The 26721-nt window shown below is 41.5% G+C and carries 27 protein-coding genes and 1 pseudogene; 7 read left to right on the forward strand and 21 right to left on the reverse strand.

Translation table 11 applies throughout. The features are described 5' to 3' along the window. Positions 1-3: 3 nt before the first annotated feature. From csrA to ACXAD1_RS21835, 13 genes and pseudogenes are all read right to left on the reverse strand, one after another. The gene (csrA, locus tag ACXAD1_RS21775) at positions 4-270 is read right to left on the reverse strand and encodes a carbon storage regulator CsrA (RefSeq protein WP_474910957.1); all 267 of its coding nucleotides are present in this window, start codon (positions 268-270) and stop codon (positions 4-6) included. After that, positions 270-710 (reverse strand): flagellar assembly protein FliW, encoded by a 441-nt coding sequence (gene fliW, locus ACXAD1_RS21780; RefSeq protein WP_474910958.1) that lies wholly within the window; start codon positions 708-710, stop codon positions 270-272. The genes csrA and fliW overlap by 1 nt, the downstream gene beginning before the upstream one ends. A gap of 15 nt (positions 711-725) precedes the next feature. Beyond that, the gene (locus ACXAD1_RS21785) at positions 726-1289 is read right to left on the reverse strand and encodes a DUF6470 family protein (RefSeq protein ID WP_474910959.1); all 564 of its coding nucleotides are present in this window, start codon (positions 1287-1289) and stop codon (positions 726-728) included. A gap of 55 nt (positions 1290-1344) precedes the next feature. Then, on the reverse strand, positions 1345-2205 hold the full coding sequence (gene flgL / locus ACXAD1_RS21790; RefSeq protein ID WP_474910960.1) for a flagellar hook-associated protein FlgL: 861 nt from the start codon (positions 2203-2205) through the stop codon (positions 1345-1347). 13 nt (positions 2206-2218) lie between these two features. Beyond that, positions 2219-3781 (reverse strand): flagellar hook-associated protein FlgK, encoded by a 1563-nt coding sequence (gene flgK, locus ACXAD1_RS21795; protein WP_474910961.1) that lies wholly within the window; start codon positions 3779-3781, stop codon positions 2219-2221. An 18-nt stretch (positions 3782-3799) separates the two neighbouring features. Beyond that, complete coding sequence (locus ACXAD1_RS21800; protein ID WP_474910962.1) at positions 3800-4279, reverse strand: flagellar protein FlgN; 480 nt, start codon at positions 4277-4279, stop codon at positions 3800-3802. Positions 4280-4294: 15 nt separating this feature from the next. Further along, positions 4295-4561: a flagellar biosynthesis anti-sigma factor FlgM gene (flgM, locus tag ACXAD1_RS21805; RefSeq protein WP_474910963.1), complete on the reverse strand. Its 267-nt coding sequence runs from the start codon at positions 4559-4561 to the stop codon at positions 4295-4297. Positions 4562-4704: 143 nt separating this feature from the next. Continuing rightward, entirely contained in the window at positions 4705-5136 is a 432-nt protein-coding gene (locus ACXAD1_RS21810; RefSeq protein WP_474910964.1) for a TIGR03826 family flagellar region protein, read from the reverse strand. 70 nt (positions 5137-5206) lie between these two features. Further along, a complete protein-coding gene (locus ACXAD1_RS21815) occupies positions 5207-7792 on the reverse strand; it encodes an EAL domain-containing protein (protein WP_474910965.1) in 2586 nt (861 codons plus the stop codon). A gap of 197 nt (positions 7793-7989) precedes the next feature. Further along, positions 7990-8448, reverse strand: a complete 459-nt coding sequence (locus tag ACXAD1_RS21820) for a ComF family protein (protein WP_474910966.1) — start codon at positions 8446-8448, stop codon at positions 7990-7992. A gap of 48 nt (positions 8449-8496) precedes the next feature. Continuing rightward, a pseudogene (locus ACXAD1_RS21825) lies at positions 8497-8694 on the reverse strand (ComF family protein); the annotation flags it as partial. Continuing rightward, the gene (locus ACXAD1_RS21830; protein WP_474911339.1) at positions 8690-10159 is read right to left on the reverse strand and encodes an ATP-dependent helicase ComFA; all 1470 of its coding nucleotides are present in this window, start codon (positions 10157-10159) and stop codon (positions 8690-8692) included. The pseudogene ACXAD1_RS21825 and the gene ACXAD1_RS21830, both read right to left, overlap by 5 nt. 228 nt (positions 10160-10387) lie before the next feature. Continuing rightward, the gene (locus ACXAD1_RS21835; RefSeq protein WP_474910967.1) at positions 10388-11227 is read right to left on the reverse strand and encodes a DegV family protein; all 840 of its coding nucleotides are present in this window, start codon (positions 11225-11227) and stop codon (positions 10388-10390) included. Positions 11228-11439: 212 nt separating this feature from the next. Here ACXAD1_RS21835 and ACXAD1_RS21840 point away from each other — a divergent pair, with 212 nt between their 5' ends. Continuing rightward, entirely contained in the window at positions 11440-11718 is a 279-nt protein-coding gene (locus ACXAD1_RS21840; protein WP_206840072.1) for a hypothetical protein, read from the forward strand. Positions 11719-11784: 66 nt separating this feature from the next. Here ACXAD1_RS21840 and ACXAD1_RS21845 read toward each other — a convergent pair whose 3' ends face one another. Both ACXAD1_RS21845 and ACXAD1_RS21850 read right to left on the reverse strand, forming a co-directional pair. After that, positions 11785-12471, reverse strand: a complete 687-nt coding sequence (locus ACXAD1_RS21845; RefSeq protein WP_206840070.1) for a response regulator — start codon at positions 12469-12471, stop codon at positions 11785-11787. Between the two features lie 51 nt (positions 12472-12522). Next, complete coding sequence (locus tag ACXAD1_RS21850) at positions 12523-13665, reverse strand: sensor histidine kinase (protein WP_474910968.1); 1143 nt, start codon at positions 13663-13665, stop codon at positions 12523-12525. 383 nt (positions 13666-14048) lie between these two features. On the opposite strand from ACXAD1_RS21850, the gene ACXAD1_RS21855 reads away from it, so the two are divergent. From ACXAD1_RS21855 to ACXAD1_RS21880, 6 genes are all read left to right on the forward strand, one after another. Continuing rightward, positions 14049-14681: a YigZ family protein gene (locus ACXAD1_RS21855; RefSeq protein ID WP_206840066.1), complete on the forward strand. Its 633-nt coding sequence runs from the start codon at positions 14049-14051 to the stop codon at positions 14679-14681. Positions 14682-14780: 99 nt separating this feature from the next. Beyond that, positions 14781-15803 (forward strand): LCP family protein, encoded by a 1023-nt coding sequence (locus ACXAD1_RS21860; RefSeq protein WP_474910969.1) that lies wholly within the window; start codon positions 14781-14783, stop codon positions 15801-15803. A gap of 159 nt (positions 15804-15962) precedes the next feature. After that, positions 15963-18644 (forward strand): SH3 domain-containing protein, encoded by a 2682-nt coding sequence (locus ACXAD1_RS21865; RefSeq protein WP_474910970.1) that lies wholly within the window; start codon positions 15963-15965, stop codon positions 18642-18644. Positions 18645-18779: 135 nt separating this feature from the next. Then, on the forward strand, positions 18780-19463 hold the full coding sequence (locus ACXAD1_RS21870; protein WP_206840061.1) for an SH3 domain-containing protein: 684 nt from the start codon (positions 18780-18782) through the stop codon (positions 19461-19463). A gap of 2 nt (positions 19464-19465) precedes the next feature. Further along, complete coding sequence (locus tag ACXAD1_RS21875; RefSeq protein ID WP_474910971.1) at positions 19466-20035, forward strand: SH3 domain-containing protein; 570 nt, start codon at positions 19466-19468, stop codon at positions 20033-20035. Next, positions 19939-20991, forward strand: coding sequence for a SpoIID/LytB domain-containing protein (locus ACXAD1_RS21880; protein ID WP_474910972.1), 1053 nt, complete (start codon positions 19939-19941; stop codon positions 20989-20991). Before ACXAD1_RS21875 ends, ACXAD1_RS21880 begins: the two co-directional genes overlap by 97 nt. Before the next feature lie 23 nt (positions 20992-21014). Here the strand turns inward: ACXAD1_RS21880 and ACXAD1_RS21885 are convergent, their stop codons facing one another. From ACXAD1_RS21885 to ACXAD1_RS21910, 6 genes are read right to left on the reverse strand one after another with little or no spacing between them, the layout of a single operon-like run. Continuing rightward, on the reverse strand, positions 21015-22259 hold the full coding sequence (locus ACXAD1_RS21885; RefSeq protein ID WP_206840058.1) for a glycosyltransferase family 4 protein: 1245 nt from the start codon (positions 22257-22259) through the stop codon (positions 21015-21017). A 13-nt stretch (positions 22260-22272) separates the two neighbouring features. Continuing rightward, entirely contained in the window at positions 22273-23136 is an 864-nt protein-coding gene (gene galU, locus ACXAD1_RS21890; protein WP_474910973.1) for a UTP--glucose-1-phosphate uridylyltransferase GalU, read from the reverse strand. Then, positions 23133-24215 carry a glycosyltransferase gene (locus ACXAD1_RS21895; protein ID WP_474910974.1) on the reverse strand — a complete coding sequence of 361 codons (1083 nt, stop codon included), beginning with the start codon at positions 24213-24215 and terminating at the stop codon, positions 23133-23135. The genes galU and ACXAD1_RS21895 overlap by 4 nt, the downstream gene beginning before the upstream one ends. Beyond that, on the reverse strand, positions 24212-25324 hold the full coding sequence (locus tag ACXAD1_RS21900; RefSeq protein WP_474910975.1) for a glycosyltransferase: 1113 nt from the start codon (positions 25322-25324) through the stop codon (positions 24212-24214). Before ACXAD1_RS21900 ends, ACXAD1_RS21895 begins: the two co-directional genes overlap by 4 nt. Positions 25325-25335: 11 nt before the next feature. Further along, entirely contained in the window at positions 25336-25947 is a 612-nt protein-coding gene (locus tag ACXAD1_RS21905) for a hypothetical protein (protein WP_474910976.1), read from the reverse strand. Next, complete coding sequence (locus ACXAD1_RS21910; RefSeq protein WP_474910977.1) at positions 25902-26714, reverse strand: hypothetical protein; 813 nt, start codon at positions 26712-26714, stop codon at positions 25902-25904. The genes ACXAD1_RS21905 and ACXAD1_RS21910 overlap by 46 nt, the downstream gene beginning before the upstream one ends. Between the last annotated feature and the right edge of the window lie 7 nt (positions 26715-26721).

Consider the following 26721-nt stretch of genomic DNA (forward strand, 5'->3'; position numbering starts at 1 on the left):
GACTTATTTTGACAGGTGTTTAATGGTTTGGAAAAATTTTTTATTGCTTTTTAAAAAGCTGCTCAAACCTTCAATTGCGCTAGCGTCTGTTTCAGTTGCACTACTGTTCTCCTGCTGAATGGAAATATATATTTCCTTCCTATGTATATCAACATTTTTCGGCGCATTGATGCCTAGCTTTACCTGGTCACCGACTATAGAGAGAATAGAGATTTCAATATCGTCACCAACCATAATCGATTCTTTAAGTCTCCTTGTAAGTACAAGCATTATCTCTCCCCCTGTTCTTGAGGTGTCATGATTTTATGCTTTGTCTGGTAAGGTGTTTGATTAAGAATGACTTGCTTGCCCAGTTTTTTCGTATGGTTAATGACTAATGGAGCCTGCAGGTTAGCGGTTGTTTCCTCAAATGGATCCTTTACTGTCAAAATCGTAAAGGTAGCCACATCTTTATCTGATTGGATTTCTAATTTTTCTAATGCCTCTTCTGGCAAATCAAACTCATATTGTGGAAACAGAACAAATGGATCGGTCACAATAAAAGCCACCTCAGGTGTTTTTACTGATTGCAGCACGAATAAATCTGTCCCTTCAAGAGGGAGAATATAAAACTCCTTCTCCTCTAAAAAGCCCGGGATGCCGGATGGAAAACTAATAATATCGTCCTTTTTTATTTCCTGCTCACCATGAAACTTTGTTTGGATATTCATCTTTTCACCTCATTGCTATCTTGTTAGATTGATAAAATCAATATTCAGGCTGTTTTTCTCAAGAATTTCTGTGCTTACTTTTCCAGGCATATAAGTATGTACCGGCTTTCTGATCTCAACTTCAATCTTCGGCTTTTGCGTCTGAGCTTCGATGTTGACTTTGGCTGGTTCGTATTGGATTTTTACACTATTATGAGACGGTACCCAGCCAATATTAAACTGTTTACGAGGACCTTCACTGCTTTCCCTGGCCTGATAAGCGATTGGATTACCGCCGTTTTCAATTTTCATGAGCTCTGTTCCCTGTACAGCCCTTCTCTCCATTCCTTTTAGCCAATCCTGGAACCCGTTTTGGGCAAACTCTTCTATTCTTCTGCTGACACTTTTAAGGTCGACGTCCTCTCGTGCCTTGGTCTGGTCGATCGTCAGCTTTCCTGGGATTGTTTCAATTTCCAGGATGGCCTTTGGCTGCTGGATATATTGGATGGCAGGGGGCTGTTCGATCTCCTGTACTGGATTTTCTATCCTTAAACCCATTTTGATAAAATTGGATTCCAGTCTAATCTGCGGAAGGTTCATGATAAGCACCTCTCTTATGAAAAAAAGCTATCACCCATGGATAGCTTTTCATTGATTATCTTAAAAAGTCTGTCAGTGTCGGCTGAATGATTCTTGCCCCAACACTAAGGGCGGCACGATGGATACTTTCTTGGGTAGTGAGCTCAATAATCGCTTTTTCCATATCAATATCTTCATTATCCGATAGAATTCTGGTTGAGAACACTTCCTGCTGGGAAAGTCGGTCCTCCATCAAATCGACACGGTTCTGCTTGGCTCCAATCAGAGCACGTGCAGACAAGAAATTATCTATGTTCTTATCAATGTTTTCAAGCATATCTCCAACCGCAGGATCATTCGTTTCAAGAGCTGTGATTAGCTTTTGGATATCTCCTTCTTCACTGAGCATGTCCCCAAACAAAGCTTTTCCTTCCGTATTGACAGGAATTTTGATTCCTGAGAATACTTCAAGCTCGATGGTTCCACTCTGAAAGCCTGATTCAGATGGCCGTACATTTGTCTGATTCCCGTTAAAAATATACTTTCCGCCAACTTGAGTATCCCCGATATTATGCAGATGCTCCTTAAGCTGTTTAATTTCCTCAGCAACAGCTTTTCGCTGGTCTCCCTCCAAAGTGCCATTGCTGGCTTGAAGTGTAAGTTCTCGAATTCTTTGCAGTGCGAGAACGCCTTTATCCAAAGCATCATCCGTACTGTCAACCCAGTTTCTTACTTCCCCAATATTGCGGGTGTACTGCTCAATTCGGTTTAAGTCAGTACGATAGTTCATCCCCATCATCGCAGCAACTGGATCATCGGAAGGCTTGGTAAATTTCTTCTGGGTAGAAATTTGATCCTGCAGCTTGTCCAGTCGGCTATAGCTGTTGCTTAAATTTCGAAGCATGTTATTTGATAGCATTGATTGAGTTACGCGCACTTTATTTCACCCTTTATCTGCCTACGACGCCCATGCCGTTGATAATCTTATCGAGCATTTCATCAACCACAGTTATATTTCTGGCTGAAGCGTTATACGCATGTTGGAATTTAATCATATTGGTCATTTCTTCATCTAATGACACGGCACTGACGGATTGCCTGTTTTGTTCAACTGAGTCAGCAAGTATGGAGGAATTTCTCAGGTCCTTTTTAGCGCTTTGAGAGTCAACTCCCAAGCGACCAATGATGCCGGAGTAATAGGAATCAAGGTTTCCATTTAGTTTATCCTTTTCTCCAGGATTTAAAGACGAATAATCACTGAAGCTTTTCTTTCTTAGTTCCGCCAGAAGCTGAGCATTGCCATTATCTCCTGAAGCGCCGCTTACTGCTCCTGCTGCAATTTTAGAAGAATCATCTAGCAGATCTTGATTAACCTTAATTGATTGTGCAGCTTTGCCTTCGGTAAAGATAAAAAAGTCTAAACCAGATGGGGTATTTTCATCTGCACCCAGTGCATAACCGTCTCTATGAATCTTATTAAATTCTTTAGCAAAAGCTTCAGTCATACGGTTTAATTTATCCAGCATTTCCGGATAAATCCCCTTAGGCTCCCCGCCTGATTCGTAGCCAAAGCTTTTAATAAGCCCCGCTAATTCCCCTGAAAGATTACTTAAATCGTTCACTTGGCTGTTCCCAACTTTTAATCCAGTTATCAAACCGTCATTATTTTTCTCTAATTTAACCTCACTGGTTCCAATGATTCCAGACCCTTTTGTAACTGAAATAAGGTTTACTGGCGGAGCATACGATCTTCCATCCTGCTGGACCATTTCAATATTATACAAACCATCTGAAATGGATTTCGCATTTCCATAATTGTTAGGAATCACATTTGTTACTTTTATATTGACCAGCTTTGATAGATTATCTACAAGGAGGTCACGTTCATCATACATGTCATTTGGCAGGTATCCATGCGGCTCAACCTCTGCAATTTGCTTATTAAGGTGATTAATCTGAGAAACAATTGCATTTATAGCATCTACTTTTACGTCAACTTGGCTTCCAATATCCTCTTGAACTCTAGTGAGTGAATTATGATAGTAATTTAGAGTGTCCGCAACCATTTGGCCAGTTGCTGCCACTACATCTCTGGCACCCGTATTCTCAGTATGGCTTGAAAGGTCCTGAAGTGCATTCCAGAACTTCTCCAGAGTGCTGTGCAAGCCATTTTCTGAAGGTTCGTTCATGATTTCTTCCATTTTAGTTAGAGATTCACTCATAGCACCGTAATAGCCCATTTTAGTGCTTTCAGTCCTGTATTGGGCATCAAGAAATGATTCTCTAATCCGCTGGATACTGCCGCCTTCAACCCCTGTACCCATTTGTCCAGGGAGCTGTGGGCTGTTCATTCCTATTGATGGATAAGGAGTAGTCTGATTAAAGTTTATCCGCTGGCGGCTATAACCCGGCGTATTCGCATTTGAGATATTATGTCCGGTTGTATATAAAGCACTTTGCTGGGTAAACATGCCACTGCGGGCTGTTTCGAGTCCCATGAAAGTTGAACGCATGTTGGTTCCTCCGTTCTGCTACACTTTCGAGTTGAAAATTCCTGGATTTATTTTTGCTAAATTCTTTTTGGCAGGCGGGCCATAGTTCATCGTTTCAGGCTGCGGCCTTAAAAGATTAATAGATACATTTACAAACTGAAGGGATTGATGAACAAGCTGCTGGTTTAGGAAATTCTGTTCTTTCAGTTCATATACCAGCTCAGCAAGCTCTTTCGTGATGGTCTCCAGCTTGAGACGATCAGGCTGAGAAAGGATAGATAAACAATCTGATACTGTAGGGCTTTCCAGTGCAGGCGCAATCAGCTTCGCTGCCTTTTCCCGCTCTTTATCCAATCGGCCGATAGCCGCAATATGCGTCTGCTCATCCTTCAGCATCTGATTCAGGGCGTCCATGTCGCCGGTTTTAATCATATCTGTCTTTTTAACTGCAAGTTCATAAAGGCTTTTATGAAGCTTATGCAGTTTTTCCATGGATGCGGTAAGTGCTTCGGCTGACATGCCATTCCCTCCTCATTATTTTTTCGTATAAAAATCAGCGATGCTTTTTGCGACTTCTTTTGGATTGATTTTATAGGTGCCGTTCTCTACCTGAATCTTAAGCTCTTCTACCTTGGCTTTGCGGTTTTCACTCAGCTGTGATACCTGCTGCATTTCCTTTGCAGTAGAGCTGATTTCGATTTTATCTGATGCCGTTCTGGCTGTTTTGCCTGTATTTTCAAGCTTGTTCATTTGGCGTTTGTATGGGTTCACGCCTGAAGGACCAAAGTTATTGATTTTCATGTGTACCCCTCACTTTCTTTCCGGTCGATTTAACCTATATCTATTATCGGCTATAAGTGCAGTTTCTTTAAATGTTAATTTAACTTTGGCAAAAAATACATCCATAAGCCTATAGAAAAAGCTATGTGACTGAGTCACATAGCTTAGAAACGTCTATTGATTTTTTCATTGACGGCAAAATAAGTGCCATGTTTTTCTCGTTGAGCTGCTTCTTTTCTTCGTTCTTCTTCAGAGGTAAACTGCTGGAGATCTTTTCTCAGCTCTCCTGCACAGCTCCTGCAGACCTTGCCTTCCCGAATGCTGACCCCGCACTTTTCACAAGGGTAACCCAGGTTCGGAAATTGAGCCAGCTTCAATTTTCCAGTACGGATAAACTTTAAAATTAAATCTTCCTCTACCCCGGTTGCTTCAACAACCTGAATGATGGTTGCAGTCCGATTCTCCCTCTTCCGGATAAACTGGTAAACCGTCTCATAGGCCTTTTCTTCTTCCTTCCAGCACTCCTGGCATACATCGCGGAACTGGTTTTTAACAAAAATGGCACCACATTTCGGGCAGTTCGATAACTCAGCCATACGATTCTCCCTCTCTCAGTTTGTAATGAAACTATTATAGCTTGAAGAATAGGATAATTATAGAAAAATATTATTCGAAATACAGCTGGCTGCTGGCTGTTTCTATGAATCGGGATTCGGGGACGGATGGGTTTTGCTCAAGCTGTATTTGCAGAGTATCAAGCATCTTCGCCAATTCAGCTCGCGGTCCCTCTTCAATAATAAATTGAAAGCCATAATTAGTCAGAGTATCCGATATTTCATCTTTTCGGACAATCGTCCCGGTAAAGGATAGGACCTCTCCTAATAGCCTAGTTTCAATTAATAGAATGATATCCTTTCTCACAGGGAGTTTCATTTTTGATACAAATTTTACTCCGCCTGCACTCATATCTTCAATCAAGATTTTGGTACTGCCCATTTTGACAGGCTTGCTGTTAAGCTCTAAGATGGTCATTTCTGCTTCCAGCGGATAGGGAAACTCGATCCGGACATACTTCCGCAAACCTTTGAACACATTGTCTTCCTTTACATTTCGCGGCTTCAAGGTGCCAATTAACAGTTTCTGCTCAAAGGCGGAAGGCGGAACCGGCTTGCTGAAAAGATACCCCTGTATTTGGTCACATTCATTTTTTCTTAAGGAATAGAACTGTTCAAAGGTCTCTACGCCTTCTGCTACCACCTTCATATTCAGTCCATGGGCCAGCCGGATCAGATTTGCTGTAATGATGGCATCCTCCGCATTTGTATCCATTGCCTGGATAAAGGTTTTATCGATCTTCAGAATATCGAATTTATATTTTTTTAACTGGGTAATGGAGGAATAGCCGGTCCCAAAGTCATCCAGTGCAATTTTCACTCCCAATTCACCCAATTCTTTAAGCACTGCAATCACGTTCTCGGAATAGTTGATTAGGGAAGATTCCGTCAATTCTATTTCCAACAGTGACGCATCCAGATGGTTTTCTTCCAGCGCTTCCATAATTGTCGGAACAAGACTATTTTTCAAAAAGCTCAGCGGAGAGATATTTACGGATATCGGAACAACGGTAAAACCTTTTTCTTTCCAGGAGTATAGCTGCCTGCATACCTTCCTAATTACGTACTCACCTATATTAATAATTAATCCGGATTCCTCAGCTACCGGTATAAATTCCAGCGGGGAAACTCTGCCCCATTCAGGATGATTCCACCTTAATAAAGCTTCGGCACTTACTATTTTGCCGGTCTTCGTATCTACTCTTGGCTGGTATTCAAGAAAAAACTCATCATGTTGAATTGCTTTTCTCATATCCTGTTCCAGGGTAAATAGCTTATAAGATTCAATATCCATGGAGGGATGGTAAACCTGAAATCTATTATTCCCCTTCTGCTTGGCATGGTACAGGGAGGATTCCGTATTTCTGATCAATTCATCAGCTGTGATCCCATTATCCGGATATAAACTTATGCCTATAGATGGGGTAATATTAAGCTCAAAGCTGTCGATAAGAAATGATTCAGAAAAAATTTGATTAATGGTATCTGCTAATTTTGCAGGATCCTCTTTTTCCTGGATATATTCCATAATAACCGCAAATTGATCACCGGAAATTCTTGCTGAAAAACAGACTGAATTTAGCTTCTCCTTAATTCTATGTGAAACAAGCCTAAGCAGTTCATCTCCTGAAGAGTGTCCAAATGTATCATTAATCTGCTTTAATCGCTCCAGATCAAAAAACAAGACGGCGAAATTCTGCTGTGAATCTTCTTCAATAAGGTCTTGGAGTTTCTGATCAAAGTACCGGCGGTTCGGCAGATCGGTCAAATGATCATAAAAAGCCATACGCCTCATTCTCTTTTCAAGCCATTTTTGTTCTGTTATATCTGTTACAAATCCATCAACCCGGATAAGCTCACCTTTATCATTCAGGTACGGAATACTGTGATCATTAACCCATCTAACCTCACCGGATTTATGAACAATCCGATATTGATAGCGGATGCTATTCCCATTCAGTATTTTCGCCCGTTCTGCTTCTACCCCCTGAAGATCATCCGGATGAATCACATTGTTCCACAAATCGAAATCGGCAATGAACTCCTCGGCTGAATAGCCGAAAATCCCTTCCACTCCCCTCGAGAAATGAATAACCTTCTTCTCAATAAGATCTGCAGAATAAATCCCTACTTCAAGATTTTCATATATTTGCCCAATTCGCCGCTCGTTTTCATAGAGCTTTTCTTCTATGCGCCGTTTTTCAGTTATATCCTGAATCGTTGCAATGATTTTAGCTGATCCACTTTCTTCCGCAAAATAATCCGCACGATGGTGAATATAACGCTCCTCACCATCCTGCCTGGTTATCCGGCATATCAGATCCACACTGTCCTTTTCCTTTAACAGTCTTTTAAACTGAATTTCAAAAGCCGGGCGATCCTCCTGATGGAGGTAACTCAAATACATTTTATAATCTGGAAAAAAGTCCTTTTGAGGCTTTAGGCCAAAAATCCGAAACAGCTGATCAGACCAAAACCCCTTATCGTTTTTCACATCGTATTCCAGGCTTCCAATGTTAGCGATCTTCTGAGCCTGGTTGAGATTATTCTTTATTTTAGTCAATTCCATTTGCTGGATGTAATAGTCAGTCATATCCTTTGTTTTGATATCATTTTCCTTCGAGTTTAATTCGTCCACTTCAAAACATCCTTTCCCAACAAAAAGGCAACTGAAAAAGTTATTTCTGTGTCGCCACGGCAGATACCCTGCTTTAAGACAGCAGCTGGTGTCTTACACATCTATAAAATTTGCCTGGACTAGAATATTTTAACATAGGAGTATTTTCCTAATAACTATCAAATTCAAAAATATTAATTTGTAATTTTTCCCAAACACTATCCTCTTGCCAATGTAAATGAACGAACTGATGCAGCTCCTCTATCTTTCAAAACTTTCGCTGCATGATATAAAGTTGATCCGGTTGTATATATATCATCAATTAAAAGGATCACCTTGTTTTCAATATCTGCATTAAGAGGCTGGAAGACCTGGCTGTGATGAATCCGCTCCTGACGCGATTTCTTGGACTGCTTTTCAGAATGTACCCTCTGAAGCATTTCTGTCGCTGTAAAGCCTGCTTCATGAATGAGTGCAGCAGACTGATTAAAGCCTCGTTCATAAAGCCTTTCAGGACTTAGAGGAATGGGGACGAGATAGTCGAATTCCAGAGCTTTCAGCTTTTCTCTTATGAATGCTGAGAAAACTCTCGCTAAAATATAATCGCCCCGGAATTTATATCGGGCTATTGTTTCTTTCAAAAAGTCATCGTATAGGAAGAGAGAATCGTTTTTCACAAGCAGCCCTGACCATTCTGTATCCCGGTTCCACCTTAGACAATCTGCGCATAGATTCCGTTTTCGAAATTGCGGATCTAAGGAGCTGAAGGGGCGGCTGCATTTTTGGCATGTCTCGCCTATGATAAATGGGAGTTTATCGATACATCCCTTGCACAAATGATTATCTTTTGGCCGCGACCAGAGAGTCGACCAGCTGACAGGAGAGAGAATTTCTTCATGGCAGATTAAACAGTAACAGTTAATAGTCGATCAGTCCTTTCCTTTTGGCTTCGGAGTTCATTTTAAGAATTTGTTTTTGAGCCTTGACCATGCTTTCGGTTTTGCCGTAGTGGAAAAAGGTGATATCTCCACTAGGGAATTGAGCGCTTCTGCCAACCCTGCCAGCTATTTGAACAAGAGCGCTTTCTGTAAAAATGCGGTCTTCTGCTCCGAGTACTGCTACATCAATATTAGGGAAGGTAACCCCTCTTTCCAGGATGGTCGTTGTTAAAAGCATGGGGATTTCCTTATTGCGCATCATTTGAACTTTGTCTGTTCGGTCAGGGTCTTCTGCGTGGACAGCTTGGATTTTAGGATAGGTTTTACGAAGGATGGTGAGGACTTTTTCCATTTTATCGATTTTCGGAAGGAAGAGCAGGCACTGCTTCTGGTTATCGAGCCTTTTCTTGATCCATTGGCTAACTGCCGACGGGAGTTTGTCTTTCCTTAGGGATTTCTCCCAATTTCCACACCATTTGAAAGACGGTACAGGCAATGGATGACGATGATATCTAGCCGGGATAGTTACAAAGTTTCTTTTTCCGCTCCGGCATTCCTTTTGCCATTTTTGATTAGGCGTCGCAGTTAGATAAATCATCGAGGAGTTCTCTTTGCGGGACTGGCGGACGGCATATTGGAGGCTCTCATCAGCAGTGTAAGGAAAAGCGTCGACTTCATCCAGGATCACGGTGTCAAAAGCCTTGTAAAAACGGAGAAGCTGATGGGTGGTGGCGATGGTTATGGGGGCCTGGAGGTGGCGGTCTTCACTGCCGCCGTATAGGACAGCAATCGTGATGCCAGGAAAGACTCCCTTAAGCCGCGGACCAAGCTCCAAAACAACATCTGTTCTTGGAGTGGCAATGCACACTCTTTTACCGGAGGCAAGCGCAGCATTGATTCCTTCAAACAGAACTTCTGTTTTTCCTGCACCGCAGACAGCCCAAACTAGGAGCTCCTTATTTTCGATTAAAGCCTTCTTTACCTGAACGGAGGCAATCTGCTGCCCTGGTGAAAGGGTCCCTGCCCATACCAGAGGATTCTCAGTTAGCTCCCAGTCAGGCTCAGGTCCGCACCATCCGATGAGAGGAGTGCATTCACTGACCCGCCCCATCATGATACATTTCCGGCAGTAGGTACATTCTTTCTCACCGCATCTGGCACAGGTAAAACTTGCGAACAATGAACGATCTTTATTGCCGCACCTGGCACAAACTGTCTTGCTTTTGGTTTTAATTACCCCTTTTCGGTAAGTAATATAGCCATTTTCATAGTGCGGATGGATTTCTTCAATTGAATGCGGAAGGTTTTCGAATAGAAGCTGTTTTCCGTAGAGGACTTGCTGGAGTTCTTTGTTATATGAATAGTTTTCGTTGAGTGGCGGCTCTGGAATGGTTTCAATGGAGGATATCGGGAGGCTTTCTGGAGGAAAATCATTTAAATATGGAGTCATTTTTCGATTAAATTTCAAAGGATCACCTCAATGCTAATTTTTTTGCATGTTTTGTGGTTTTATTTGCAAATTCGCGGTTTTATTTGCAGATTTAAGCCCGCTATTTGCAAAATCAAACATTCTATTTGCAGGAATCCTGGATTTATTTGCAAAACACTACATCCACATCACCCCTTCCAAAAAAAATCTGCGCCACTCCCTCAAGAATGACGCAACCAAACAAAATTCTTACTTCTTCACCCAGCCAAACCCCATAGCACCTTCACCCAAATGGGTTCCAATGACCGGGCCAAAGTAGCTGACCATAAACTCAACATTTGGATACTCCGACTCAAGCTCAGCCTTCCACTCGCGTGCTTCTTCTTCACGATTTGCATGGATAATTACCGCCTGAAACGGCTCCCCGCTTTTCACATCGTCCCAAAACAAATCAACCATCCGCTTCATCGCTTTTTTACGGGTGCGAATTTTTTCAAACGGAACAATTTTCTTATCCTCAAAATGAAGCAGCGGCTTCACCTGGAGCAGGCTGCCAATCAATGCCTGTGCGCTGGACAAGCGGCCCCCGCGCTGAAGATGTGATAAATCATCCACCATGAAATATGCGCGAATGCTCTTCTTCATCTCCTCAAGACGTTCCACGATTTCCTGTGGCCCTTTACCGGCAGAGGCAAGTTCAGCCGCTTCAATGACATAAAAGCCCTGCACCATACAGCTGATTTCGGAATCAAACGGGAAAACCTGAATCCTCTCAACCATGCTGCCAGCAGTAACTGCTCCCTGAAACGTGCCGCTGATGCCGCTCGACAGATGAATCGAGATTACTGCATCATACTCTTTCGATAATTTCTCAAACAGCTCGGCAAACTCGCCCACCGGGGGCTGAGAAGTCTTCGGAAGCTCTTTATGCTTCACTTCTTCATAAAAGTCTGATGCCGTAATTTCCACTTCTTCCTGGTAGGTTTCGCTGCCGAAAATCACACTCAGCGGAATCATATGTATATTTAACTTTTCTCTTAAATCCTTGGGAATATATGCTGTACTATCCGTTACAACAGCCGTTTTCATAAATAGAGTTACCATCCTTATATTTTTTCTCTACTGTATGTTCATGTTCCATTTTAAATGATAGCGATGGAAAATGCATTAAGTTTAGCAAAGCATGATAAGTGCTCCATTGTGCCCATGTTGTAAAACTGGTATATATTCACATTCAAACAAGGATGATGTATATGGTAAAATTCCTTTTGCGTCTTCATTTCGTAAAGGAGCTGTAACAATTGAAAAACAACACTTCTTTTACAAGCAAGCCCAACTCCAGTAAATATAATCTTGATACACTTCACCACATACTTAATAGCGAGTTAAGCAAATACAAAATTATTAAAGTTCCAAACATAAACCACTCTCTTAGCGGAACAGAACTTGCTTCTTGGCTCATCGACAGCGCATCCCCACAAGAACTTGAGGAGCTTGTTCTAATGGTCAATCATGCTAAAAAGAGATCTTCCGATACAAAGACCATCTTTCAAATTGCGGCTGCTGCTCTGATAAAATAAAAAAGCACGCAATGGCGTTAAAACCATCTGCGTGCTTTTCGACAAAATTCGGGTGGTGCCTGTCACCTATCTCACTTCAACCCAGCCATTCTTAATCGCTACTACTACGGCTTGTGTACGGTCATTTACATTCATCTTCTGCAGAATGTTGCTGACATGGTTCTTAACAGTTTTTTCACTGATATAAAGAGCCTCGCCAATTCCACGGTTGCTTTTTCCATCAGCAAGCAGCTGAAGGACTTCGCATTCACGGCGTGTCAGCAGGTGAAGCGGACGTCGGATTTCGATTTGTGATGAGTAGCCGCTGCTGCTTCCTGCGCCAACAGCTGATAAGCGGCGGTATTCGTTAACAAGATTATGCGTAACCTTCGGATGCAGGTAGGACCCTCCATCAGCCACAACTTTTACTGCCTCAACTAATGCATCAGCATCCATTTCTTTCAGCAGGTATCCGCTGGCACCTGTTTTCAGCGCATGTGTAACGTAATTCTCATCATCATGGATGGAAAGGATGATGACCTTTGAATCAGGATGCTTTTCAATTAATTGGCGAGTTGCTTCCACACCATTCACATTAGGCATGTTAATGTCCATGATGACAACATCAGGATTATAATCTTCCACCAATGAGATAGCTTCAGCCCCATCATCACCTTCTGCTACTACATCAAATGATCTTTCAAAATCTAAGATGCGTTTTACCCCTTCTCTGAACAATTGATGGTCATCAATTATGACAATCTTTGTAGTCAATTGCTTCGCCTCCCAAATTCTCCGGTTAAATGTTTTCTCTATTTATAATTTCTACAAGTTCAAAGGTACCTGGATAATGACAACCGTGCCTTTTCCCGGTTTGGAATCGATGGAAAGCTGTCCCTCAAGAAGCTCAACTCTCTCTCTCATCCCAATAATCCCAAAGGACTCAGTCTTTCTTTCCCGGATATCAAATCCTCTGCCGTTATCTTTGATGATAACGGCTACCCTTGCCTTATTAATCTCCAATTTCACAATAATCTCGGCGGCCTCTGAATGCTTCAGTGCATTTGTAACAGATTCCTGAATCAGCCTGAAAAGTGCGACCTCATACTGGGCTGGAAGCCTCTTTTCTTCTCCAAGATTGGAAAACCTGATTTTGACAGTGCTGTGATATTCTTCGATTGTCTGCAGGTATTTTTTGAGGGTAGGCACTAATCCCAAATCATCAAGTGCCATTGGACGCAAGTCATAAATGATCCTCCGCACCTCGTACAAGGCACTTCTGACCATTTTTTTGAGGCTTTTGATTTCTGTGATTGCCTCATCCCCGCCCCTTTCTTTATATACCCGTTCAATCAAATCGGATCTCATCATGACATTGGCCATCATTTGGGCTGGACCATCATGGATTTCCCTGGATAGCCTTTTTCGTTCTTCTTCCTGAGCCTCAATTATTTTCAAGCCAAATTCCTGCTTGATCTTTGCATCTTCTATAATTTCACCCATTTGCTTCAGGTCACTTGTGAGATAGCTCATTACTACAGAAATCTGTGAAACAAGCGCTTCTGCTCTCTCAATTGTTTCACCAACACCGAGCAGCCTTCTCTCAATATCATCTCTGCGATCACGCAGCTGTTTTTCCAGCTGCCGGTTCATAGACAAATCCATTTGCAGCTGGTGTGCCTTCTCGTAGGCATCCCGAACCTCAGATTCGGTGTAGTTCTTGAAATGCATGCTGACTTCTGATAAACGCTTGCGGGCAAACTTAGTTTGAACCTCCAGTTTGTCACCTTCATCAATCGTCTTTATCACCATTTGCTTAACTTCTCTTAGCTCTTCAGTAAGGGTTTCATAGTCTCTGCGGCATTGCTCGCCGATTCTGAATATCTCATCCTTACTCGTCCCTACAGTGTCTACCATCTTTTGCAAAATAAGATCAAGGGTTTTTGTATCAAACTTCTTAATATTCATATGGAACCTCCAAATGGAAGCAAGTCCTCCAGCATCTATTATATCTGCCATATATTGTAGCTTGTAATAGGAAAGGATACTATATGGGCATCATGAAAATCATGCCAAAAAGGCAAAAAATCGATAAAAAGACTCAATCTTGTTTTTCTCACCCATGTCTTATATCCTATATATATTGATGGTAAACCTTTTTCCTATATTATATCCGGCAGTAATTCATTAAAGAGAATTCCCTATGAGAATATTTCCTATTATACCATCTCTAAAAGTTACCTATATTAAAGTTTCATTACAATCACTTGAAATCTAAATTTATCGATTATTGTCGTTTTATAATGAAACATGTATTTCTCTTCATAATGTAATTGAAAGGAGCTGCAGAAGTGCTGCCCCGTTATTTAACAGTCAAAAGTACAGGTGAACATGAGATCATTATTCAAAAATCAAGGTTCATTGCTCATATAGCACGAACAGAAACTGAAGCGGAAGCCCAAAATTTCCTTCAGGAAATCAAAAAAAAGCATTGGAACGCCACACATAATTGCTCCGCCTATTTAATTGGCGAAAATGATCAGATTCAAAAAGCAAATGATGATGGGGAACCCAGCGGGACAGCAGGTGTTCCCATATTGGAAGTTTTGAAAAAAAAACAGCTTAAAGATACAGCTGTTGTCATAACCAGATACTTCGGCGGAATAAAATTAGGTGCAGGCGGCCTGATCCGCGCTTATGGAAAAGCAGCTTCCGATGGAATTAATGCTGTCGGGATCGTTGAAAGAAAACTGATGCGCATCATGCATGCAAAAGCAGATTATACATGGCTCGGAAAGCTAGAAAACGAACTTCGGTCTTCCATTTATACACTTAAGGAAATTCTATACTTAGATCGGGTTGAAATACTGACCTATGTGGAAGAAGGCCAAACAGAAAGTTTTTCTGAATGGATCACTGAATTAACCAATGGCCAGGCGGAAATTTCGCAGGGAGAACTGCTATATTTAGAAGAGGAAAAATAATATTCTCAACACTTATTTACGAAGGAATAAAAATTCGGTAAAATATACTATTGCATGAAATATAATTCCTTTCCAAACCAATGATAAAGTAGGGATATAATGTCTGTTTCGAGATCAAGAAAACGAAAGATTAGAAGAAAACGCTTCTGGCGTGTCATAGTACTTGCCCTCTTTCTGACGATTATTGGCGGAGGGACATTCCTGGCATACGATCTTATCTATAGTGCCAATAAAGCAACAAGTGAAATATATCAGGAGCTGGACAGTGATAAAATTGAAAATCACCGGACCGAGGAAGTGGAAATCTCCAAGGATCCTTTTAACATTCTATTAGTGGGGATTGAAGATCAGGAAGGCGGCGAAAGATCCGATGTCTTGATGCTCGTCACCGTAAATCCTCAAACTGAAGAAGTAAAAATGCTGAGTATCCCGCGGGACACAAGAACTTACGTGCCGGAAGTCGGATATAATACAAAAATCACCCATTCCTACAGCAACGGAGGCATTGAGTCAACAATTACTACAGTGAATGAACTGCTCGATGTTCCAATTGATTATTATATTACAACAAACTTTGATGGCTTTGAGGATATTGTCGATACGTTAGGCGGAATTGATGTCGATGTTCCATTTACCTTCAAAGCACAGCTGACCGATAGCTTAAAATGGAAGACTTTTCGCGAAGGCAATATGGAGCTTAACGGGAATGAAGCTCTGGCATATGTAAGGATGAGAAAAACAGATCCAAAAGGCGACATGGGAAGAAATGAACGCCAGCAGCAGGTGATTAAAGCCATTGTCAATAAAGGAACATCTTTCAGTACGATTACAAAGATCGACGATATCATGGGGGACTTAGGGGCAAATGTGAAAACAAACATCCCGCCTTCTAAATTTGCAAGTTTCGTCAAGCTTTATTCTAAAATCAAAAATACAAACATCGAGAATCTAACCTTAAAAGGCTACGATGAATATATCGATGATGTATATTATTACATTCCTGATGAAGATTCCATTTCTGAACTAAGCTATGAACTTAATGACACTCTGGGCAACAGTACAGATAGCTATACAGCTGAGGAAGAATCATGGCAAACCGACCAGCAGGAAGATGAGTATTAAATATTGACAGAAGAGTACACTCAATGTGTACTCTTCTTTTTTTTACCATTATTTTCTACAGGTATTTTGGACTATCTTTTCTACATACGGGTTGGAAGAATTGACAATTTTCGCTAGAATAGGTAAAGAACCCAAAATTTTGTCGACGGAGGGAAAAACATGAAAAAATTTCTGGCATCTTCGGTTCTTGCTACTGCAGCTCTGTTCCCTGTCCTCGTGAATGCGGAAGAGTTAGATCTTCCTGCCAATATGCTTGTAGGCCAAAAGGTGGAGATTAGGTCAGGTGCGACCACATCTTATCCCCTGGTTACATCTTTATCAACCGGTAAAACAGTCACCGTCATCGATGAATTTACTAATTCATCCGGAGAACTTTGGTACCGGGTAGATTTGGGCACCAATAAAGGCTGGGGATTAGCATCCAGTTTTACAGCTCAAAGCACTGGCGATTCCGGGATTCAGATCGGTAAGCAGGCTATCATAACCGGAGATAATGTCAACGTACGAAAGGGAGCTACCACTTCCTATGAAGCTATTGCCAAACTATCAAAAGGAACATCTGTTAAAGTGATTGATAGTTTCAAGAATAGCAGCGGAGAACTCTGGTACCGCATTGAATCAGGTGCGATAAAAGGATGGATTATAGAAGACTACCTAAAGGCTGATGCAGAAGTCAAACCTCCTGCGCCTGTCAAAGAAACAAAAACCGTTCAGATTGACAAAGCTCCTGTCCGTAAAGGAGCAACCGACTCTTATAGCATTATTACATATGTAAATAAGAATCAATCCGTGACGATTATTGACACATTTAAAAATGCTAATGGCGAGGTATGGTATCGTGCTGACTTAGGGTCTGTTCAAGGTTGGATTAAAGAGACTGCTTTTCAGGCTGTCACACTTCCGCCTGCCCCTGAGACTGGAACAAAAACGGTCATGATTGATAAAGCACCTGTCCGAAAAGGCGCTACAGATTCTTATAGTGTAGTTACCTATGTAGAAAAGAATCAGAAAGTAAATATTATTGATTCTTTCAAGAATGCTAATGGAGAAATATGGTATCGTGCTGACTTAGGATCTGTTCAAGGATGGATTAAAGAAAATGCATTTCAGGCTGGCTCTTTGCCGCCTGCACCAGAAACCCCGGATCTGCCTGCAATAGGAAGCTATGTCTATAGCCAGGTAAATTCTTTAGATGTGCGAAGAGGTGCTACATCTTCTTATCAGTCCGTTGGCAAATTGTCACTAAATCAAAAGGTAAAAGTACTTGATCACTTTGTTCACTCCAGCGGCGAAGCTTGGCTGCGGGTAGAAGTGAACTCAAGCCTTGCTGGCTGGATCCCTGCTAAAAGCGCAAGTGCCAATCAGGCTATTAACTTAAAACTATATGTAAGTGTTGATGTAGCCAACATGCGAAGCGGCCCTTCCTTAAGCCACTCTGTCATCGATCAGGCAACAAAAGGAGCGGAGCTGACTGCGTTTGAAACAGCGAAGGATTCAACAGGAGATTTGTGGTATAAAGTGAAAACATCCGCAGGCAATATTGCTTGGGTACATGAATCTGTAGTCTCAAAACAGCCTTCCGTTTCCATTGGCACAACCATGCTGGTCGGGACCATGAATGCTGCTTTATACGCTGGTGCGTCATATGATTATAAAATCAGCGAAAGACTTCCTTATAACAGCAAAGTAACCGTTCTTGGCGAATTCACCAACTCCCTTGGACAGCGCTGGATAAATATCAAAAGTGCTGCCGGGAAAACCGGATGGACTCCAGAATACGAACTAGTTACATCACAGAATATATTTAAGTATGTTTTTGCTAAAAAAGGAGCGGTCATCCGCAAAGGAGCAGGAACCAACTATGGAATCAGCGCTTACCTTGCTGAAAATGACTCTTTGAAGATTCTTCGCAAATTAAACGGCTGGCTGAATGTTGAAAATGCGAAAGGAACGCGGGGATGGGTGTTAGAAACTCAGACAACGACTGTATCTGCTAAAAGACTAAGCTCCCCTGCATATTCCACAGTTAATGGAGAGAATTATTTAACCTGGATTAAACCTAGCAATTTTGCAGTCTCTTATACTACTTTGTCTTCAAACCGCTTAAAGATAACAGGTGCGATGACTGATATAGAGGTGCCAAAAGGCAGCATTAAAGGAATTAAATCTATCGAAACATTTGAATCCGGCTCTCTGAAATCTGCCGTAATTACGTTTGAACCAGGCTATTCATTTACTTTAAGAGATTATTCGAATAAGGTTTCAGTCAAGATTGTACCATTTGGGTTGTTAGGAAAGAAAATTGTGGTGGATGCGGGCCATGGCGGAAAAGACCCTGGAGCAATTGGACCATCTGGCTTGAGGGAAAAAGATGTAACACTGAGCACTGCCCTGCTTCTAAAAACTGAATTAGAGAAATATGGGGCAACCGTCATTTTAACACGAAGTACAGATATTTTCCTGGAGTTGTCCGAAAGGACCACTATTGCTAACAATTCCACTGGGGATGCGTTTATCAGCATTCATGGAGATTCCTTCTCCTCAACTTCAAAAGGGACAACAACTTATTACAATTCAACTGTTAACTTTAATGGTCCCAGAAGTGAAACACTGGGGAATGCGATTCAGAAAAGTATGATCTCATCAATGAACACTTATAATAGGGGCGTAAAAGAACAGAACTTCTATGTAAATAGAATGAACCAGCTTCCTAGTGTTCTGGTAGAGCTCGCTTTTATCTCGAATCCGAATGAAGAAGCTCTTCTAAAAACAACTGCCTTTCGACAAAAAGCGGCGGTTGGTATCACCAAAGGATTAGAGGAATATTTTAACAACTTTTAAAGAAACAGATTATATTTCCTTTAATTTCTTAATCTGTTAATCTACTAATGACCAAATTGGGTATATATTCTGCTATGTACCCAATTTATTTTTGCGCTAAACCGAAAAATATAAAATATTCAGGGGGAATATTGAATGAGCCGTACGAAAAAATGGATTGCAGCAGGAGCTTTGACTCTTGGAATTGGAGCAGGAGCTGTAATATTCACTCCACATGCAATCAATGCTTCCAGCAATGTGGTTTTAGCAAGTGTAGATTGGGTTACTTCTCAATTAAATCCGATGAAAAGCAAGATTTCAGAACTAGAATCAAAGATAGCATCCCAGCAGCAGGAGATTAATAGCCTGAAAAGTCAAATTGGCAATCCAACCACTCCACCTGCAGAAGGACAGCTTCCTTCCGCCGTATATGTGACGAAAAGCTCAGTGAATATCCATTCCGGAGCTTCTACTGATTATAAAGTTGTTGCCGCTAAATCTTTTGGATCAAGCTTAAAAGTAATTGATTCCTTTAAAGCATCAACTGGACTATGGTACCGTGTGGAATTGTCGGCAACTTTAAAGGGCTGGGTGTTCTCAGGCAATGTATCAACAGATAAACCATCAACTACAGCTCCTACTCAGGTTATTACTACCGGCGATGTTCACTTGCGCAAAGGAGCCACTACTTCATACGAGGTCATTCAAACACTGCCAAAAGGAACGGTCCTAAAGTATATTTCAACTTTCGTTAACTCTAAGGGAGAAACCTGGTATAATGCCCAAACCTCTGCTGGAGTAAAAGGCTGGGTATTCGGCGGTCTTAGTGAGGTGAGATAATTTTGAAAAAGATCATCTCATTCCTCAGTTTCATTTTATTGCTCACATGCCTGCCTGCCTTCAGTCAAGCAGCCGAACCTAAGCAGTATAGTAACGAAGTAAATGTATCTGTTTATTTAAAATCAAGCTTAACTATTACGTTAAATGGAACGTATCTGCTTGTTAATAAAGATACTGGATCCAAAACGATTGTGCCGGAAAGCACAGTCTTAACGACAAGCAAAGACAGCTCCGGTGTCTCTGTCAGCTATACTGGCTTCAGTCAGAAATCTGCTAAAGGATTTGATTTACAAGAACTAAGCGGCACCTCCAAGCTGGCAGTCTTTACGGCAGATACTCCTCTGAGAAGAGGTGCAACTACTTCTTACGAAATCATTAAGACATTTAAAGCTGGTGAAAGCGCCGATTACCTTGACTCTTTTACAAATGCACAAGGACAAGTCTGGTATAAAGTATCTTCTGGAAGTTTATCTGGATGGGTTTTATCTACAACAGTGAGAATTTCCGAAGTAAGCTCGCTATCCACTGCAAAGGTAAGCAATGGCACAACATACCGGGGCAGCTTCTTTTAAAGCCGAATGGGTCGCAAGTTGAGGTCATTAACTTTCTGGATATGGAAGATTATTTAAAAGGTGTTGTTCCAAGTGAGATGCCAGCTTCCTGGCCGAAAGAAGCTTTAAAGGCTCAAGCGATTGCAGCAAGAAGCTATGCTGCCAACACAATGATGCTTACAAGTACAGCTGCAAGCCAGGTTTACAAAGGCTATTCAGGTGAAGATTCAAGGGCAAATACCGCTATTCAGGAAACAGCCGGATTAGTGGCTAAATATAATGGAAAGCCTATTCAGACCTTTTTCTTCTCAACCAGCGGCGGCAGAACAGCAAATGTAGGTGACGTATGGAATTCCAACCAGTCTTATTATCCTTACCTTGTTTCGGTTGATGATCCATATGAGTTCTCCCCATACACCAGCTGGAGTGAAACATTTACTTCAGCACAGCTGTTAAAAAACTTTGGTTTTTCAGATACATCTGCCTCCATTTATGATTTGACTCTATCGAAAACGGGAGCAAATGGAGAGGTTCGCGGTGTTACTATTAAAACATCTGCAGGAGATAAAACAGTAACGGGTAACGAATCTGTCATCAGAAAGCTTTTCCCGCTTCCTAATTCAAGCGTCTATAACCAGCTTTATTCAAACTGGTTCGATGCGGTGCTGAATGGCTCTGCATCTGGTTTAAGCGTCCAAACAGCCAGCGGCACGGCAGCCATCAGTGATATGAAAGGCCAAACTGTACAGACAGCAAACGGCCAAGTAACACTTTCCGACTCAAAAGTATCCATCCAAACAGCCGGCGGCATCGTAACCAATGAAGGCTCCGGCATCACTTCCGTTACTTTGAACGGGAAAGGCTGGGGACACAGAATTGGCATGAGCCAATATGGAGCAAAAGGATTTGCCGAAAAAGGCTGGAAAGCGGAACAAATTATTACTCACTATTTTAAAGGAACTACGGTTTCTAAATAAGAAACACAAAAGAGCCAATTCTCCTAAGAATTGGCTCTTTCTTCTTTATTCTGCTCTTCCAAATGGAAAAGGATATCATCAACGATGCTTTTCCAGGAGTATTGATCAATGGCAAGCTTCCTGCCATTTTCTCTCATGGTTTGATAATCCTCATCACTGACACTCATTAATTCTGATACTGCGGCGGCAATGCCTTCCGGATTTTCAGGCGGAGCAATCTTTCCGCAATTATACTCTTCCAGGATGGCTGCACTCTCTCCGTCTCCGCAATAAAGAACAGGCACACCAGAAGAAATGGCTGGAAATATCTTAGAAGGTCTCGCACCTTTGAAAAGTTCGATATTCCTCAAAGAAACAATACTGTAGTCTGCAGCAGCAAACATATTCGGCATCGCTGAGACCGGTACAGAACCATAGAAAGTCACATTGTCCAGCTGCAGCTCTTCCTTTAAGTTCAGCAGCTTTTCACGTTCCTGGCCATCGCCGACAAACAGGAAATGGGCATCCGGCTGCTTGTCCTTCAATAGAGCAGCAGCTCTCAGAACAGAATCAAGCCCCTGGGCATAACCAAGATTTCCAGCATACATAAAGACTTTTTTGCCCTCTATGCCAACTTCTCTTAATAACTCAATGTTTTTAGGCTGGGGAGTAAATGTATCGGTGTTGACCCCGTTAGGGAGAAGAAAAACATCTTCCGCCTTCTTTCCTTTACGGACCATATACTCTTTGATTCCTTCCGTGGCAGTCGCAATTTTCCAGGACTTCTTATATAGAAACATCTCAAGGCGTTCAGCCATGCGAATAAAGGATTTATTTTTCAGAATTCCCAGCTCTACAGCTGATTCCGGCCAAATATCTGCAACATTGAATACAAACTTAGCTCTTTTCATTTTTGCCCCTAAATACCCTGTAATGCCAAGGAATAGCGGCGGAGAATTACAGATGATCACATCTGTAGGCTTCGACTTAAGAATCGAATAGAAAGCGCTGAATGTAAAAGAAAAATAGGAAGCAAGCCTTTTCCAGAAACTTCCCTTAGGAGATGGATAAATCCACGAACGATGTACAGGAATTCCATCCCAGTCTTCAAACATATAGAAGCGTCCCTTATACTCCTCTGGAATGATGCCATGAGGATGATGCGGGAAAGCTGTGATCACTTCCACCTGATGCCCTCTGCTGATAAGCTCTTTACTTACTTCATAAACACGAATCTGAGGAGCGCCAGTTTCAGGGGGAAAATGCTGACACAGGTAAATCACTCTCATTTTCCCATCTCCATTACTTAACATTTAGTTCCTTCAGATAGGCTGACAGCTTATCTTTAAGGTCAGGGCGCTTTAAAGCAAAATCGATTGATGCCTGCAGGAATCCGAATTTATCTCCAACATCATAGCGGTTCCCCTGAATGATGTAAGAATAGATGGATTCTTTATCAAGCAGGCTGTCGATTGCATCTGTAAGCTGAATCTCACCCTTTTTATCCGGCTGGACATCCTCGAGCATATCGAAAATAGCTGGTGTCAGGATGTATCTGCCCACGATTGCCTGAGTTGATGGCGCTTCTTCAACTGCAGGCTTCTCCACAAGGCTTTTAACTTTAAAGAGATCGCCATTGTTTTCGGAATAGTTTACAATACCGTATTTATATACTTCAGAGCGCGGCACCTCATTACATCCGAGGATGCTGGACTGCACTTTTGTGTATTGATCTATCATTTGCTTTAATGCTGGAACTTCACTGTCAACAATATCATCGCCTAAAAGAACGGCAAAGGGCTCATTGCCAATGAATTTTTTCGCACATAGAACGGCATGGCCAAGTCCAAGCGGCTCTTTTTGCCTTACATAATGTATATCCACCAGGTTTGAAATGTTCTCCACAACTTCAAGCATTTCATGTTTGCCCGTTCTCTCCAAAAGCATTTCCAGCTCAACAGATTTATCAAAATGATCTTCAATCGCTCTTTTGCTTCTGCCAGTTACAATAATAATATCTTCAATGCCTGACTCCACAGCTTCTTCAATGATATATTGAATGGTTGGCTTATCTACGATAGGCAGCATTTCTTTAGGCTGAGCCTTGGTAGCAGGCAAAAATCTGGTTCCAAGTCCTGCTGCAGGTATTACTGCTTTTTTTATCATGATTTCATCCCCTTGTTCAAGGTTTGCTCATATAAATCGAGCATGCCATTTGCGTTATCCGTCCAGTTGTAATTAGCCTTTACATGTTCAATGCCTGCGAGTCCCATTTCTCTGCTTTTCTCTTTATTGTTCGCTAGGTGCAGCATCGCTTTTGCAAGCTCTTCAGGATTCTCTTTTGGCACAACAAAACCGGTTTTTCCTTCCAGCACCACTTCTGGAAGTCCGCCGACATTCGATACAACTGCCGGCACACCGCAGGCCATTGATTCAACTGCTGCTACACCGAAGCTCTCGCTGTCTTCAGTTGAAGGAACCCCAAATACGTCCATTTTATTAATGTATTCCGGGACTTTATCATTTGGCACCCGTCCGGTAAAGGCAGTCACATGATCAATTCCAAGATCTTTTGTCAGCTGTTCATACTCTGCACGCTGTGGTCCGTCCCCGACGATAAGCAGTTCAGAATTGCTCTTTTCCTTATGAATTTTGGCAAAAGCATTGATTAAATCACCAATGCCATACTTATCTGAAAGTGCCTTAACAGTCCCAAACGTTACTGTACCTTCTATCTTAAATTCAGGCATTGGCCTGAACTTGTTCATATCTACGCCAAAAGGTGTAACAAATACCTTTTTATCTGTATACTTGTTTGTTTCTTTAGCCATGATATGACTTGTTGAACAAATGACATCAGCTTTTGATAGTGTATATTCAACGATTTTCCGGTTTGCGCGGCCCTGCTGTGGAAATTGAAAAATATCTCTTCCCCAAACTGAAACATAAAAAGGCTTGTAATTGGCTAATGCACCAACAAATCCATAGCTTGATACATAATGTGCATGAAGAATGTCAGGCTGAAAGCTTTTAAGAACCTTTTTCAAAGCGAAAACACTCGAAATATACGACAATTTCCCGGGCAATAGCTTAGGAAGGGTGATCGTGTCGATTTCCCTGGCATTTTCCTCAGAATAGTGGTCGGAGAATGTAATAACCTTTACATCAATGCCTTTATTTTTATAAAATAATGCCCATTTATGTGTGTGTATCGATCTGCTTGGAGCAAGTATTAGTACTTTCATAGTTCCTCCTTTAACAAGGCACTCTTTACCTTCTTGACTCTTGCAAGCCAGGAATGCTTATCGGCAAAAGTCTGCTTGATGTTGTGGCGGTATATTTGCGTATTACCCGCCATTTCTTCAATTGCTTTAGCCATATCATCTGCCTGGTCTGCACAAATTACCCCATAGCCATCCGTTTCAATGATATCTCTTTGTGCCTCACAATACGTGGCAATGACAGGCAGCTCATTGGATAGATACTCCACAAGCTTTACAGGCACAGAGAAATCATTATATGTGCTTCTATATCGCGGGATGAAGGCAAAATCCATTTCACGGTATAATTCGTTTAATGCTTCCCCGCTCAAATGCTTAACCGTCACATTCAGCTTCTCAAGACGGTTTCTTCTGTCAGCAGGAAGGCTGGCAAACTCCTCTTCACGGCAGACAACAGTTAGATCACAGATTCTTTGGTCTTTATTAGCCATCTCTAAAGCATCCAGAAGCAAAAATAAACCATAATCTTCGTTGTTTATCCCGCCAACATATATTCCCTGAGCAGTCTCACTGTTTCTTTCTTTTTTGATTATGTTCTTTGCTTTACCGCCGGGAGGCAGAGCTATTTTCCTCTTATTAATGTCAACATACTCGCCCATTGCATCGCTTGGAAGGAAAATAACATCACAATATTTCTCGTAAAAGCTTTCTTCCATCCGATAAACGGTTTTCATAATCGTCTTCTTTGGACCTTTTAAAGGATAAAGCTCATCAAATTTCCAATAAACATCCCGATAAAATACACCAACAGGCACATTTTTCTGTTTTAAAAATTTCATGACCTTCAGGTCGATAAATGGTTTTTTGGGAATATGCCCTTTATCTGTTAGCCAAAAAGGAATTGTCTGGTTCTCCATATAACAGAACCAAATATCTTCAAGCTTCCCTTCACTCTTCCAGGTGTTAAAAAGCTCCTCCCTTGCGGCTGAAGAACCTGACAGCAGAAGAATTTCTGCATCATTTTCCTTTCCCCAGCTTAAGAAAGCCTGATGGATTTCTTTTGGCCTGAGTTTGGATCCGCTATTAGCATTTTGAGCTAATTCAAAAGGATAATATAGCAATACTTTTTTCATGGAATTTCTCCTTAAACTTCATTTCCTGACTTTTTCTTCTGCCAAAAAGCAGTCAAGTAAATGCGAAGCCTGATAAATATTAAGATTCCCACAAACAAACCTGTCATCAGCATCCAGATTGGATTGAATAAAAAGTCTGCAAACCCTCCAACCAGGGTTCTTGGAATATTAATGGTAAAGAAAATAAACAAACATAAAAATACCGGATTTTTAGGGAGCCTGATCAATACGATATACAAGATCTGCACTAATGCAGCTATATATATCGTGCTGACAATAACGCCCAGGTACCCAAAGTTCGCATATGCTTCAGCAATAAAAAGAGTGTTCAGCACCCCTGCTGTACCTGCTTCTACCTTTTCCGGAAAAACTGTTTCCATTACAACCCTGGCGGAACGGACCTGATCCATATCAAATAAATCCGTTATGACCGGCAGGCTTTTCCCATTTAAAAACGGCAGGAAATTACCATATAAATCAAAATGCAGGAAAGTCGGCGCAATTTGAGCAAAAATCAATCTACCAACAGGACCGGAATTATAGGACAAATAGGAACCAAGATCCGTAACACCTTGAATCACGATATACATGGAAACAAGTGCGGCAGCCCCAGCAGCCCCCATAAAACCAGGCGTCTTACAGTAAATCGGATCACGCCAATATATAGGCTTAGCAGAAGGAACATAATTAAATAGAAAAAGACTGGTGATTTAGCCAAATCGTAAATATTAATTAAAATAGCACCTGCAAATAGAGACAGATACAGCAGCTTCCATTTCACCTGTCCAGTCCGGACAGCATAGACGTAAGCAATCAGCGACAGCAGCGGGGTCAATGCAATGGCGAAAATGTTACGTATCAAAACATTACCGCCGAATTCCCTTTGGGCCATGATCCTTAATTCTCCAGGGGAATACTCACTGTTCCCTAAAGCAACTTCCAAAATAGGAATAACAGGTGCTTTCCAAAGCGTATAAAGAATGGATAACATTGATATGCCGGACAGCATGAGAAATATAAGAAAGAATTCATTCTTTTCCTTAAAAGGCAATGAAATATCTTTTGAAAGATAAGCATTGAATTCCTCTTTGGCATCAAAATTGCTTAGTTTTGAGATTAACATCATGACCAATGGGAACAAAAACATCACCAGACATATAATATAAAACCCTATTTGCCTGCTTTCCTCAAATTTCAGTCGGTTAATCATATAGTAATCATCCACTCTCATTCCAATCAGCAAAGTGCCGATAAAGCTGGAAATGAAAAATGAATAATAAAATATGATTGAAATCATATTTGGCTTTAAAAGGGAGAGGCTTCCGCCAGCCTGTTTAAAAAGGTAAATGGAAGCCGTTAAAACAATACACCAAATTAAAAGATAGAGCATAGCTTAG

This window comes from Cytobacillus sp. ABV4_503 (assembly GCF_056158445.1).